Source organism: Pseudoalteromonas sp. NC201, assembly GCF_002850255.1.
GTDB lineage: Bacteria > Pseudomonadota > Gammaproteobacteria > Enterobacterales > Alteromonadaceae > Pseudoalteromonas.
On sequence record NZ_CP022522.1, the window covers coordinates 1,087,160 to 1,100,078 of the forward strand.

The window sequence follows — 12,919 nt, forward strand, 5'->3', positions numbered from 1 at the left end:
GGTTAGATATGCAATTGGTTGAGGCTTACGCTTCAACCAATTGGCGCTGAAAATACCCTTTTAGAAAATCGAGCAGTAGTCGCACTTTTTTAGAGTTAGCATTGCCTTCTGGGAAAACGCCATAAACATGTATGTCTGGCAGCGTGTAATCTTCTAATACGGGAACCAAGGTACCGGCCTGTATTTTTGGTAATGCATCGTAAGTTGGAATTCGTCCAAGACCATGACCTCCCTCAACAAAAGCAGTGCGTGCGGCGGCATTGTTGGTGCTTATATCGCCTTTCATCGTGATGCTATAAGCCCGAGCCCCTTTACTCAATGTGAGTGTCCCCGATGTCAGCTTGTAAATCACCCATTGATGCTGGTAGAGATCGGTAGGGTGTTTGGGGACGCCGTACTTTTGCAAATAGTCGGGCGATGCGCACAGGCAGGTTTTTAGCACTGAAAGTTTACTGGCTTGCAAACCTGAATCGGGAAGTGGGGCGCCTCGAATGGCCAGATCAATCCCTTCTTTGATGATATTGACGACTTCATCTGTAAGCATGATATCGAGCTGAATTTTTGGATACATAGCTCTAAATTCATTGAGTGCAGGCACTATGGTTTGCAGGCCAACATTCACAGGGCAGGTAAGCTTTATTAGACCGATTGGCTCTTTCTTTAAATTCTCAATTTGCTGGTTTGCAGCAAAGGCTTGCTCTGCAATCACACGGCAACGCTGATAATATTCGCGGCCTGCCTCTGTAAGTGAAATGGTGCGGGTCGAGCGATTGAGCAATTTTATGCCTAACTGTGACTCCAGTTTTTTGACATGATAACTCACCACTGCACGAGACAAGTTTAAATGCTTAGCGGCGCCGCTTAAGGTGCCTTGCTCAATAACTTGGGCAAAAACGACCATGCTTTTAAGTTGCTCAAACGAAATATCCACGCATTACTCCACAGGCTGAGATGAATTGATTGTATCAATTGTTTGAACAAAGAGTTAGCTTTTGTCTGCATTGTTTAACTTGTCTTAAGTTCATACTTTTATATTTATCCGCAGGTTAAATAGCCTGAAGTTTTAAGAAAGAATGAGAGGTAACTTTGATGACAACAAAGAAAATTTTAATGGTGCTAACGTCACATGCAGAACTTGGCAACACAGGTGAGAAAACAGGGTTTTGGATTGAAGAGTTTGCCGCACCTTACTATGCCTTTGTAGATGCAGGGGTAGAAGTAACGCTTGCTTCACCAAAAGGTGGTCAGCCGCCAATTGACCCAAAAAGTGAACAGCCTGATTTCCAAACCGACAGTACTAAACGCTATTTTGATGATCAAAAAACGCAGGAACTGGTGGCAAATACGCTACCACTAGCTGAGGTGAGCGCGGCAGATTTTGACGCTGTGTTCTATCCTGGTGGTCACGGACCATTATGGGATTTAGCAACAGATACCAATTCAATCCAATTGATAAGCGCCTTTTTAGCAGCAGATAAACCAGTTGGTACGGTATGCCATGCAACCGCTGTGCTGATGGATGTAAAAACCACGTCGGGTGAGTATCTGGTAAAAGGCAAAGTGGTGTCTGGTTTTACGAATAGTGAAGAGGCGGCCGTTGGGCTGACTGATGTTGTGCCATTTTTATTAGAAGATGAGCTGGTTAAACGAGGTGCTGATTTCCAGAAAGTCGATGATTGGAATGTGTTTGCTGTTAGAGATGGCTTAATTTTTACAGGGCAGAATCCAGCGAGCTCTGAACTTGTCGCTGAGAAAATGCTGACGTACCTAAACCAGCTGTAACCTGCTTATTAAAAGGAATAAATCATGAGTAACGCAATAAACCAAGCTCAAAACGCACAAACGAATCGTCGCATTACCTTGGCGTCACGCCCACATGGTGCACCAACGCAAGAAAATTTCAATTATGAAGAAGTACAGATCCCAACGCCAAAAGAGGGCGAGGTGCTCCTTCGTACCGTCTTTTTGTCGTTAGATCCATACATGCGTGGCCGTATGAGCGATGCAAAATCTTATGCTGAGCCGGTTGCTATTGGTGAAGCGATGGTAGGTGGCACAGTATGCCGAGTTGAAGCGTCAAATAACCCTAAATTTACCAAAGGTGACTGGGTACTCGCGATGAGTGGCTGGCAAGACTATAGCGTCTCGGATGGCACTGGCTTACTTAAGTTAGACAACAATCTACCTAACCCATCATATAGCTTGGGCGTGTTAGGGATGCCAGGCCTTACCGCTTACATGGGACTGATGGATATCGGTCAGCCAAAAGCTGGAGAAACGGTAGTCGTTGCCGCAGCAACCGGTGCTGTAGGTAGCCTTGTTGGACAAATAGCAAAACTGCAAGGCTGTAGAGTAATAGGCATAGCTGGTGGCGCCGAAAAATGCAGTTACGCTACCGAGACACTTGGCTTTGATGCCTGTCTTGATCACCGCAAGGATGATCTCGCTGAGCAGTTAGCGCAGGCATGCTCATCGGGAATTGACGTCTATTTTGAAAATGTGGGTGGCAAGGTGTTCGATGCAGTTATGCCATTGCTTAACTCAAGTGCCCGGGTTCCACTTTGTGGGTTGATCTCTCAATATAATGCCACTGAGTTGCCATCGGGACCTGATCGTATGTCGATGCTGATGGCGACACTGCTGATTAAGCGAGTGAAAATGCAAGGCTTTATTGTATTCGACGACTATGGGCATAGATACAACGAGTTCAGCGAAGCGATGCTGCCATGGTTAAACGCGGGCAAGATTAAGTACAAAGAGCACTTAGTCGAGGGGATGGATAATACAGTCGAGGCATTTATTGGCTTATTGGAAGGTAAAAACTTCGGCAAACTTGTCGTGCGCTTAGGTCCAGACGAACTCGTATAATTAGATTTATCAGGAAAAATTAGATGTTAACTGTTCACCACTTAAACGAATCACGCTCGACAAGAGTACTTTGGCTTTTACATGAACTCGACATGCCTTATGACCTTGTGGAGCACGAGCGAAACTCTGAAACGCGTCTTGCACCCGAAAGCCTAAAACAGGTGCATCCGCTTGGAAAAGCCCCCGTGTTGGTCGATGACAGCCTAGTCTTATGTGAGTCTGGAGCCATCATGGAATATCTGCTAGATAAGGCAGAAGACAGTAGTTTGCGACCAAGTGCGGGGACTCCTGAGTACTATCAATATCAAGAATGGTTGCACTTTGCTGAGGGATCATTGGCACTGCCGGTGATCGCATCTTTGATGATGAAGATGGAGCAGCGTACAGGCGATAAACCAATGGATGGTTACATTGCTAAAGAAGTCAATGTCGACTTTTCTTATATAGATACCACACTCGCCAAGCAAAGCTATTTCGCAGGCAACGACTTTACCGCCGCCGATATTATGATGACGGTGATGCTAGAAATCGCAGACAAAGTCGGTTTGCTCACAGCGCATGGCAATATCAAGGCTTATCTTGAAAAAGTGCAAGCTCGCGCCGCATATCAAGCTGCACGCAGCTACGGTTAGGCTGTTTAAAAGCCAGAGGTTTGCTCTGGCTTTTGCGAAAGTAACTTTCGCACGCCGACTTCCTCTACCTAAGATCGCGCCGTCAACATGCCTGCTTTTTCATTTTTTTGCTTGGCTTTTCGGCCGTTTAATAAGATACCAATCACCGTATTTCTAACCAAATAATGGTAGCTAATAATGCCTATCGTCACCGTCAGAGATAGAGCAATAATAAACTTGACGAAGACAGGTACTTCAAGGTTCGTAAGAGGAAGTTGAATATACATAAGTACGGGAATATGGATGAGATAAATCCAATAGGATGCGTCTGAAATATAGCGACTTTGTTTGTTAAATTGATTTAACCATTTGAACCCAGCTAAATAAGCGACAGCAGTCCAACTGAGAATGGCGATGGTTTGAACTACAACGCTGATCAAATTGATTTTTTCAGGCGTTGCGTCGCCTGTTTTGACCGCGATGATGACTTTTTCAAGCGACGGTGATGGCGGCAAAAAGTAAAAGTATGCAACCAATGAAGTGCAGGCAGTAATTAATAACCAATTGAATTGTTTTGAGTAGCGAGTTACCACTTCATGATGATGAAATAGTCCTGCTCCCAACAAAAATAAAGAGCCATAAAACCCGTAAGCCCACCAATGAGGTTGCAGTTTATCAGGAGCTGGAAATGGCACCATCAAATTGGACATAGATGCCGTGATGATAACCGGCAATATAACGCATAAAAAGACTGGTTTAACAACGATAGCGAGAGTGTGTTGATAAAACTTTGGAAACTTGTGTAACAGCCAAAATAACACACAGAACTGGCTTAAATACCATAAGAACCATAAATGCATGCTTGTCACCTGTGGCTCTTTTATCTGCTGCATAACACCAAATAACGGTGGTGGGGTGCTGGCAACGCTGCTGCCCCAATGCATCGCATGTAATAACACCAGTAAGGTGAGCGGTAGGAAAATAATAAAGGGAATGAGTAGTCGTTTTAACCTGTTTTGAATATAAGCTTTACCACCACGTTTTTGAATAAGCAGGGCGGCACAAAAGCCGGCGATGATAAAAAATAGTGGCATCCTGAATAGGTGCGTCCACATGGCGAGGTAGTTAAAAAAGACATTTTTGTCTGGATCGACACTGATCCAAAGGTTATGAAAATAAGGGCCGTATGCTAAGGCCGCATGAAAAACAACACCAAGCAATAGTGCCAAGCCTCGCATATTATCAATATAATGAAACCGCGCGTTATTGTGCATTCTGTTATCCCTACATTGGATGCTTTATCAGGTGGTTATACTATATTTTCTGCCTACTAAAATATTGAAGAAAAGCGACTCTTCAGGCTGAATCGTTGTTACGAGAACATTTAATAACAAATAAAGTGGCTGACCGACTTTATTTTTATCCTGTCTTGGACTCAAAATAGAGACTTTATCTTGCTGGAAACGGAGCCAGAATGAAAGCAAAATTGATATTTGCAAGCGCAGCATTAGCAGTAGGGTTAGTGGGGTGTAATAGCGACAGTAGTGGTCCTGATGATGGTCAATGTGGTGGTGTTGGTAACTCAAGGTTTGATATAACCGGCTTTAACCTCGGTGAGTTTAGCGCTGATCAGGTAGATGAGTGGGTGAACACTGAATATGATGGCGTTGAACCTATTTCGTATCAAACGCTCGTATTTCAGCTTAAAGCTGACACGCAGTCTGTAGCGCAGTTAAGTGCACCGAGTTTTAAGTTTTCTTTAATTAGCACCGCTTATGCCTGCTCACCTGTTCCCCCGTATACCAATGAAAAAATCACGGATATAAATATTACCTCTAGCGCTGCGTTTAGTGACGAGTTACCTGCAGGTTCAAGCTTAAATGAGGTGTTCGACATCGTGTATATCGGTTCCGATTACTCTAATCAGGTTGATTATCGTAGGCTGGATAATGGTGAAAATGACTACTTTTCAATATCCGAGTTTTTAGATATGGAAGATAAAAATGCGAGCGAATTTATCCAGTTTGCACTGAACAGTGAACCTACTTACAAACAGAACCATGTATTTTATATTGAAATTTCACTGGATACCGGCGAGCAATTTTCGCTTGAATCTCAGGAGCTTAGTTTTGCCGAGTAGGTGAAATGAGAAAAGCGCTCAATATGAAGTTGAGCGCTTTTAACGTACTAGATAGTAAAATTTAAAGCTATTTGAGTCTGTCCATGAGGTAAACAAACTCAAGGCTATTTACCATCGCTCGCTGTTCATTGTTTGCAGCGCCTGCATGGCCACCTTCGGTATTCTCAAAATACAGAACTTCAAATCCCATATCTTTCATTTTAGCAACCATTTTACGTGCATGGCCTGGGTGAACACGGTCATCTCGGGTTGAGGTTGTGAAAAATACTTTCGGATATTGTTTGTCTTTACTTAGGTTATGGTAAGGCGAGTACGTTTTAATGTATTCCCACTCTTCAGGAACATCTGGATTACCATATTCGCCCATCCAACTTGCGCCAGCGAGTAGTTTATTAAAACGCTTCATATCGAGTAATGGCACTTGGCAAATAACGGCGTTGTAAAGTTCAGGCCTGCGAGTGAAAGCGGCGCCCACTAGCAATCCGCCGTTACTACCACCTTTAATACCTAAATGTTGAGGTTTGGTTACTTTATCTGCTATCAGCTGCTCTGCTACGGCTTCAAAGTCTTCATACGCCTTGTGGCGATTTTCTTTTAGTGCTGCTTGGTGCCAGCTTGGTCCATACTCACCGCCGCCACGAATATTCGCAAGCACATAAACACCGCCTTGTTCTAACCAGTTTTTACCAGTTGATGCCGAGTAGTACGGCTGCATAGAAACTTCAAAGCCACCATAGGCATATAATAAAGTAGGATTGCTACCATCTAACTTGATATCTTTCTTATGAACAATAAAGTAAGGCACTTTTGTACCGTCTTTTGATGTCGCAAATTTTTGCTGGGTAACAAACTTATCTGCGTCGAAATGTGATTTATTACCTTTGAGTCTGGTTGTTCCAAGTGATTTACCATCGACTAAGTAAAGACTGGTCGGTGATAAAAAGTCCGTGTAGGTGACAAAAAAGTCGTCTCTATTGGGATCAGTATCAAAAACGGATAATGAACCGGTATCAGGAAAGTTCACTGGGTCTATTTTCCACTGCCCATTAGCTTTAGGCATATAGCGGAAAACCTTATTCTTTACATCATCTAACACGGTAACTAGTATGGCTGATTTGGTAAAACTCAAATTTTCTATTGAACGATTTGTTGTTGGCTTGATTAAGCTTGTAAACTGGATATTTTTAGAACCCAAATCGTTAATGTTGGCATATATTACTTCTGCTTGTGAAAAGTGCTTCCAAGCAGATTTTAGCTGGATAAAGAGCATGCCATTGTTTAATCCGAGGAGGCTTGCATCGCTAGGCACTGGAATTTTTATCTGCTTATCACCTTCGAGTTTATAGACGTCGCGAGTATAAAAGCTTGTAGAATCGTATAGAAAGTGATTTGTGTTGCCTTGATCGTATACCGTAAAGCCTCCGGCACTGATAGAACTTTTATTTGCCTGATAGACCGTTTTAGCGTCGTCCAGCAGCGTACCGCGTTGCCACACTTTAACCGTTCCAGCATAACCTGAGTCAGTTAATGAGCCTTCTCCAAAATCTGTTGCAACAAATATTGAATTCTCGTTGAACCAAGATACTGAGGTTTTTGCTTCAGGTAAATAAAACCCATTTTTTACAAAAGATTTGCTTGGAATGTCGAACTCTCTCACGACTTTTGCATCAGCACCACCGCGGGATAAGTACACCAAACAGCGTTCATACTTTGGATAGTGACAGTTCATTCCGCCATAAACCCAGTTTTCGTCTTCAGCTTTTGCTAGCGCATCTAAGTCGAGAATGGTTTCCCACTTAGGATCCGCTTTTTTATACTCTTCAAGAGTTGTTCTGCGGTATATGCCTCTTACATGCTCCGCATCTCTCCAGAAATTATAGTAATAACCTGCACGTTCAGTTGCGTACGGAATACGAGACCGATCATTGATAATATCTAATGTATTTTGAAAGATATGATTATATTGGCTGTGGCTTTTGAGTTGTTTTAGTGAGCTATCGTTTTGTGCCGTTACCCACTCTAGCGCTTGTTTGCCTTCAATCTCTTCAAGCCATAGGTATGGATCTTTTTCTAATGCTATCGATTTACCAGCAAAGGTGGTGAGCATACATAGTGTCGCAATATTAGTAATTTTTTTTCTCAAAACTTAGTCCCTATTTTATAGTTATTTATTACGTTTTATCATCAAGTCGTCAAAATAGGAATGTGTGCTGATTAAAAAACGTGATCTGCTTACATCGATTCACACTTAATCTGCTTGCGATGGAGAGAGTTGTGCTTCAATGGCGTGGATCAGCAACATCGCTTTATGCCACTGCTGTGAAAGTTGCCACATCTCCGCCAGTGTATTGATATTGCTTACCATCTTATCTATCGCCAGTGATGCGTGAGTACCTGCTAGAATTAAGTCGTCTTTCACATCGTCATGTAAACGTTGCAATGTCTCTTGCGCCTGCAACAGCTCTGCAGGTGTTATGCTTTGCCCATGTAAACTGGTTTTCATGAAGTGGCTAAGCTGGGCTTGGTATTCATTCAATTGCGCATGCAAGTCATGATGCTCTGCGAGTTGCTTATATGGAGCGTGTTCCGTTAATTGTTCTACACAGTGGCTACAAGTAAACAAATACTGCTCAATACGCATGAGTTTAGCGAGTAGTGAGGTGGTCTGTGATGATAATGCTGATTGCTCTACCGACACAATAAAAAGGCTAATTTGCTGACATAGAGATTGAACTGCATGAAGTGCCTGTTCAACCGCGAGCTTATCGGTCGGGAGTAGGCATTTATCAAATTGGGCCAACACCTTATCTGCAACGAGTTTGGACTCAAGCAATAACGCATTGATTGCAAGCTCTGGCGTTTGGGCGATGGTATTATCTAAAAAGCGTGGCCTCGAAGCCGTCTCCTCGGCACTGCAAAAGCGTTTCATTAAAAAGCCCGCGAGCCTGTCATTGAGTGGAAAGATGAGTAGCACGCCCAAAATATTAAACAAAGTATGAAAAAGTGCCAATGACAACGCGGGATCGGCAGTGACGCCGAAAAGCGCGGTAAAATAGTTGATGAGATAAAACAACACAGGTAACACCGCAAAAGCGACCATCGCGGTGAACACATTAAACATTACCTGAGCCGCCGCGACGCGTTTGGCATTAGCTGTTGCGCCAATGGATGCCAGCATAGATGTTGACGTGGTACCGACGTTTGCACCGATGACCATCGCGCCTGCGGCATATAACCCAATCATGCCACTAGCAGCGGCGGTAATGGTCAAGGCGATGGAAGCACTGGAGGATTGAGTAAGGGTTGTCATCACCATACCTACCAGCAAAAAGGTCAACATGCCGTTTATTCCCTCTGCGGTAAATTGGCTTAAATCAAAAGCCGCAACAATATGCTCAAATGCGCCTTTGAGAATATCAATACCGATAAAAAATAGCCCAAAACCAACCAAGGCCATGCCTGCCGATGCCAGTCGCGAGCGAGGAAGTAGCAACTTCATCAAGGCACCAATGCCTATCAAGGGAAGTGCGATAGCTTGGATATTAAATTTAAATCCAACTGCGGCTACCAACCAGCCAGTGATGGTGGTGCCAACATTGGCGCCATAGACAATACCAAGCGCCTGATGCATGGTAATAAGACCGGCATTTACAAAGCCCAAAGAGGCCACGGTAACCGCACTGGATGACTGCACTAAGGCTGTCATGCAAAAGCCAGATGCAATACCGCGCTGAGGGGTTTTGGTCCACACTCCAAGCACTCGGCGCAGTGACGATCCGGCCGCTAGTTTCAGGCCGTCTGTCATCATGCTTATCGCAACTAAAAATATCCCCAAACCGCCGAGTAGCGTTCCTGCAAGTTGAAGTGTTTCCATATCCCTTCCACGTATTACATTTTTACTCTGTTTGCTTGTTGCACAATATCACTTTTGTTGTGCTTTACTTTGTTTAACGTCAACTTTTACCGTAGAACTCAAACTCTGCAGAAATTGCATAGGCGTTACGCCGTTCCACGACTTAAACGCACGTATAAAGCTACGCTCATCTGAAAACTGTAGCGTATGCGCCACGTCATACAAACTGCTGCCTTGAGTCAGTCGCAGTTTGGCCTGCTTGTTCTGTACGTTATTTTTGAGTTGCCTAAAACTGGTTTGATACTCAGCGAGCCTTCGTCTTAATGTTGCCGGACTGATATTGAGCTTGTCAGCCATTTGTTCTTGGCACAGTGTTCCCGCGTTAAGCTCACTATAGACTTTGTCGAGCAAGTTAGCATGGTCGTTGATCGACTGCTGGTGATGGAGTGTGTTTGCGAGCGAATGATAAATGGTATTGAGCGTTAGGTGCTCTAGCTTCGCCAAATCCAATGATTGATTCGTTTCTTGGTATTGATAGGTGAGTAAATAGCGATTACTTAAGGGTTTAATGGGAATGTGGGTGATAACCGAGTTTAGCAGCGAGCTTGAGTCACTTTTGGTCTGCACTTGTGTCAGTTGAACTCGGGTGGTTTCGGCGCACACATATTTTACGAGGCCATGGATCAATATCAGCATGCTATCTAACATACAGCGAGAAAATTGTGCGTCAGCGGCTGTGGCGTAGTCAAAGGCTGCATCATCAATTATGTAACTCACTTGAGAGTGTGACACCTCGCAGAAATTGTAGGTCCCCGCGTGGATAAAGTTATAGCCACGGGCAAGCTCCTGTAAGAGCTGAGTAATGGTGCGGCAATGGCGCAGACTATTGAATACAAATTCGTTAGTGCCAGGCAGAAGCTTTTTGCGGTTGAGGTTTAGGCTTTCGTCATTGAGCTCGACAGCACAGTGTTCCATCACGCGCATAAACTCAATGGCATCTAGGGCGTCAATAGCTTTATTGATAGCCAAATACTGCGCGACCGCAGCAAATTCCAGTTTTGCTGCGGTGAGTGTGTGCTGCATCAATTGCACGTAGCAAGGTGCAATGGCGGTGTTTGACATAAATACGTAAGCTCATCCTGTCACTCTCAACAATTCAGTTAATCAACATCAACTCAAGATAGCAATAGTTTTGCGTTGCAACTTTAGTGCAGTATTTTGTCACCATCCGCCGAGGGAGCTGCTAGGGTGCACTTAACCAATTTTTGATTTGGTTGATTGCACTGGGTTCCCAGCCAAGCTCTAGGTGGTTGGTGGCCACAACCGCCGAGCCCGCCAAGTTACTTATTCCTGTGCTGTCGATGCAGCTACTGATAAATACAACGCCATCGGAAGGGCCGGTATGTTCATTGTGAATAAATGCCATATCGGCCTGATCGCCACAAAGATTATAAACTTGAACGCTGCTGTCGGTGCCAGCGCTACGAACTTGGTCTACCAGTGAGTTGACCGTAAACGCTGCGATACCTCGGCCTTTGCTCACAAACCCTAAGCCACCGTAGTAAGTGGTGTACCAATCTTGCTCTGTGGTGGGCAGTGCATATTTATCATCTAGTGCTTTTAACATCTGCGCGGAGCCGGGAAAGTAAGGCGAGTCGTAAACCCACTCGGAACTCGAATACCACAGGCCAAAACATAATATTTGATCATGCGCAGTAGGCCCATTTATGCTGCCGCCACATTGCGAATAAGCACCATAGGTATGATTAACGCCGTGACGAAATGACCAATCAATGCCATTGTTGGGGGCGCCGAGCATCACCAGTTTGCGTACATCACTGTTAAATTTAGTGCTCCAAGCATTGGTCAAAGAAGAAATATACATGCGGGCATTAAACGCGCTTTTTGACCAAGTGACTAAATCGACTTGCGTTGCCCCCGTCTTATTTTTAACCTGAGCGATGGCATTGGCTATCTGCTCCGCCCAGATAAAGCCATCACCATTTTTATGCGCCAAATTTAAGGCAAAAACCTTGTAATCATCATTGGCAAGCGCTTGCATTAAGCCTTGCGAAGGGCAGTTTTGTCGACCACAACCGTAACTACCGGCCTCGTTTGGATTTGCCCAAGCCAAATCGGCATCTTGATTGGCACCGTGGATCAGCAACACCGGTGTTTGGCGGCTGTTACTATCCCAACCCGGTGCATGATAAAGCAGAAACTGCGCAGAGCTTGGTTGGCTAGATGCAAAGAAAGTAGCACGCTGACCTGATTGATCGCCACGGCCGTCAACAGGAAAACTTTCATTGCCGATATGCCCTGAGCTATCTCGCCATCTTTCAACCTTTTGCCAGCCATTGTTAATACCCGTGGTATAGGTGGCTTCAAGTGTCGCTGAAGCGTGCGCTACACCACTTGCTGCGAGTGAGATAAAAACGAGCAATCCATAAGTGTGAGTGCGCAAAGTCGTGTTTGTATTTTTCATATTTTTACCCTAGGTCAAGTCATGTTTTAACTGATTGGCGATATTACTGCGCGCGAGCTTGCAGACGTCGAGCACGGCGAAGGAGAAAAACGCATGTATGGTATTTTCAAAGCAAGTTAGGGTATTAAGCACACCCGCTTGCTTTAGTTTTTTGGCGAGCAGTATTCCCTCATCGTAAAGTGGATCGCAGCCGGCAAGCAGCACACTGGTGGCAGGAAGATGTGTCATGTCTTCAATAAATAATGGCGAGACATTGACGTCCGCCGCGCTTTGCTCGGGTGCGAGATACCAGTTGCAGGTGTCTTTAATTGCCTCTCTGGTTAGCAACAAGTTTCCATCGCCATACTGCAAGCGTGACGGGTAGGTTTCATGGGGAGAAAAAGAGTCAACTACCGGATAAACGAGGTATAAGTTACTTAGGGTGTTTGGCTGTTGTTGATGTAAGTTATGCGCTGCAACAAGCGCTAAGTTACCACCGGCACTGTCGCCCATCAGTGAAATCTTAGTGGGGTCTAGCTCCAACTGCTGGTGGTTTTCTTGCAGCCAATCTACTACGGCTATTACTTGCTGCAGGGCGCATGGAAACTTATGCTCGGGCGCGAGGCTGTATTCGACACTGAAAAAAACGACACCGGATTGCTGGCATAAGTCTTTTACCAGACCGTCATAGCAGTCGACATCTCCTAAAGACCAGCCGCCGCCGTGGACAAACACCACCGCGGGACTGGGGCTTGCCAAAGACTGCGCTGGGCGGTAACAGCGAACGCTCACGTGAATACCATTGTGTTCAATGTGTAGGTCTTGGCTACTTACTTGTGCTTCAATCTCTCCCGCGAGTCCTAAAAACATCGCTCTTGCGCCTTGTCGAGAGGTCTCAATGGAGATTTCTATGTCATGAATGTCGCCAGCTTGAGCCGCGAGGTCGTCTAACAGTGCTTGTGTTTGTTTGTCTAATTTCATAA

The 12,919-nt window shown here is 44.8% G+C and carries 11 protein-coding genes; 4 read left to right on the top strand and 7 right to left on the bottom strand.

Features of this window, described 5'->3' with window-relative positions:
* Positions 1-25: 25 nt before the first annotated feature.
* Complete coding sequence (locus PNC201_RS04425; protein ID WP_102056290.1) at positions 26-931, bottom strand: LysR family transcriptional regulator; 906 nt, start codon at positions 929-931, stop codon at positions 26-28.
* A gap of 158 nt (positions 932-1,089) precedes the next feature.
* Between PNC201_RS04425 and PNC201_RS04430 the strand changes: the two genes are divergently transcribed.
* Genes PNC201_RS04430 through PNC201_RS04440 form a run of 3 tightly spaced genes read left to right on the top strand, consistent with a single transcriptional unit; the run spans position 1,090 to position 3,500 of the window.
* Positions 1,090-1,782: a type 1 glutamine amidotransferase domain-containing protein gene (locus PNC201_RS04430; protein WP_102056291.1), complete on the top strand. Its 693-nt coding sequence runs from the start codon at positions 1,090-1,092 to the stop codon at positions 1,780-1,782.
* A gap of 24 nt (positions 1,783-1,806) precedes the next feature.
* Positions 1,807-2,868, top strand: a complete 1,062-nt coding sequence (locus PNC201_RS04435) for an NADP-dependent oxidoreductase (RefSeq protein ID WP_102056292.1) — start codon at positions 1,807-1,809, stop codon at positions 2,866-2,868.
* A gap of 23 nt (positions 2,869-2,891) precedes the next feature.
* Entirely contained in the window at positions 2,892-3,500 is a 609-nt protein-coding gene (locus tag PNC201_RS04440; RefSeq protein ID WP_102056293.1) for a glutathione S-transferase family protein, read from the top strand.
* Positions 3,501-3,568: 68 nt separating this feature from the next.
* Here PNC201_RS04440 and PNC201_RS04445 read toward each other — a convergent pair whose 3' ends face one another.
* Positions 3,569-4,753, bottom strand: a complete 1,185-nt coding sequence (locus PNC201_RS04445; protein ID WP_102056294.1) for an acyltransferase family protein — start codon at positions 4,751-4,753, stop codon at positions 3,569-3,571.
* Positions 4,754-4,953: 200 nt separating this feature from the next.
* Here PNC201_RS04445 and PNC201_RS04450 point away from each other — a divergent pair, with 200 nt between their 5' ends.
* Positions 4,954-5,619, top strand: coding sequence for a hypothetical protein (locus PNC201_RS04450; protein ID WP_199539684.1), 666 nt, complete (start codon positions 4,954-4,956; stop codon positions 5,617-5,619).
* A gap of 67 nt (positions 5,620-5,686) precedes the next feature.
* Here the strand turns inward: PNC201_RS04450 and PNC201_RS04455 are convergent, their stop codons facing one another.
* The 5 genes from PNC201_RS04455 to PNC201_RS04475 all read right to left on the bottom strand — a co-directional run bounded on the left by PNC201_RS04455 (position 5,687) and on the right by PNC201_RS04475 (position 12,917).
* A complete protein-coding gene (locus PNC201_RS04455) occupies positions 5,687-7,726 on the bottom strand; it encodes a prolyl oligopeptidase family serine peptidase (protein ID WP_233525244.1) in 2,040 nt (679 codons plus the stop codon).
* Between the two features lie 141 nt (positions 7,727-7,867).
* On the bottom strand, positions 7,868-9,493 hold the full coding sequence (locus PNC201_RS04460) for a Na/Pi cotransporter family protein (RefSeq protein ID WP_102056296.1): 1,626 nt from the start codon (positions 9,491-9,493) through the stop codon (positions 7,868-7,870).
* Positions 9,494-9,541: 48 nt separating this feature from the next.
* Positions 9,542-10,594 carry a helix-turn-helix domain-containing protein gene (locus PNC201_RS04465; protein ID WP_102056297.1) on the bottom strand — a complete coding sequence of 351 codons (1,053 nt, stop codon included), beginning with the start codon at positions 10,592-10,594 and terminating at the stop codon, positions 9,542-9,544.
* A gap of 121 nt (positions 10,595-10,715) precedes the next feature.
* Entirely contained in the window at positions 10,716-11,957 is a 1,242-nt protein-coding gene (locus PNC201_RS04470; protein WP_102056298.1) for an esterase/lipase family protein, read from the bottom strand.
* Between the two features lie 9 nt (positions 11,958-11,966).
* Entirely contained in the window at positions 11,967-12,917 is a 951-nt protein-coding gene (locus PNC201_RS04475; protein WP_102056299.1) for an alpha/beta hydrolase, read from the bottom strand.
* Positions 12,918-12,919: the final 2 nt, after the last annotated feature.

Bases quoted from the DNA above. Each gene is read 5' to 3' on its own strand.
- PNC201_RS04455 (WP_233525244.1), bottom strand. From the start codon at position 7,726: ATGCTCACCACCTTTGCTGGTAAATCGATAGCATTAGAAAAAGATCCA.
- PNC201_RS04430 (WP_102056291.1), top strand. From the start codon at position 1,090: ATGACAACAAAGAAAATTTTAATGGTGCTAACGTCACATGCAGAACTT.
- PNC201_RS04435 (WP_102056292.1), top strand. From the start codon at position 1,807: ATGAGTAACGCAATAAACCAAGCTCAAAACGCACAAACGAATCGTCGC.
- PNC201_RS04470 (WP_102056298.1), bottom strand. From the start codon at position 11,957: ATGAAAAATACAAACACGACTTTGCGCACTCACACTTATGGATTGCTC.
- PNC201_RS04440 (WP_102056293.1), top strand. From the start codon at position 2,892: ATGTTAACTGTTCACCACTTAAACGAATCACGCTCGACAAGAGTACTT.
- PNC201_RS04445 (WP_102056294.1), bottom strand. From the start codon at position 4,753: ATGCACAATAACGCGCGGTTTCATTATATTGATAATATGCGAGGCTTG.
- PNC201_RS04465 (WP_102056297.1), bottom strand. From the start codon at position 10,594: ATGTCAAACACCGCCATTGCACCTTGCTACGTGCAATTGATGCAGCAC.
- PNC201_RS04460 (WP_102056296.1), bottom strand. From the start codon at position 9,493: ATGGAAACACTTCAACTTGCAGGAACGCTACTCGGCGGTTTGGGGATA.
- PNC201_RS04475 (WP_102056299.1), bottom strand. From the start codon at position 12,917: ATGAAATTAGACAAACAAACACAAGCACTGTTAGACGACCTCGCGGCT.
- PNC201_RS04450 (WP_199539684.1), top strand. From the start codon at position 4,954: ATGAAAGCAAAATTGATATTTGCAAGCGCAGCATTAGCAGTAGGGTTA.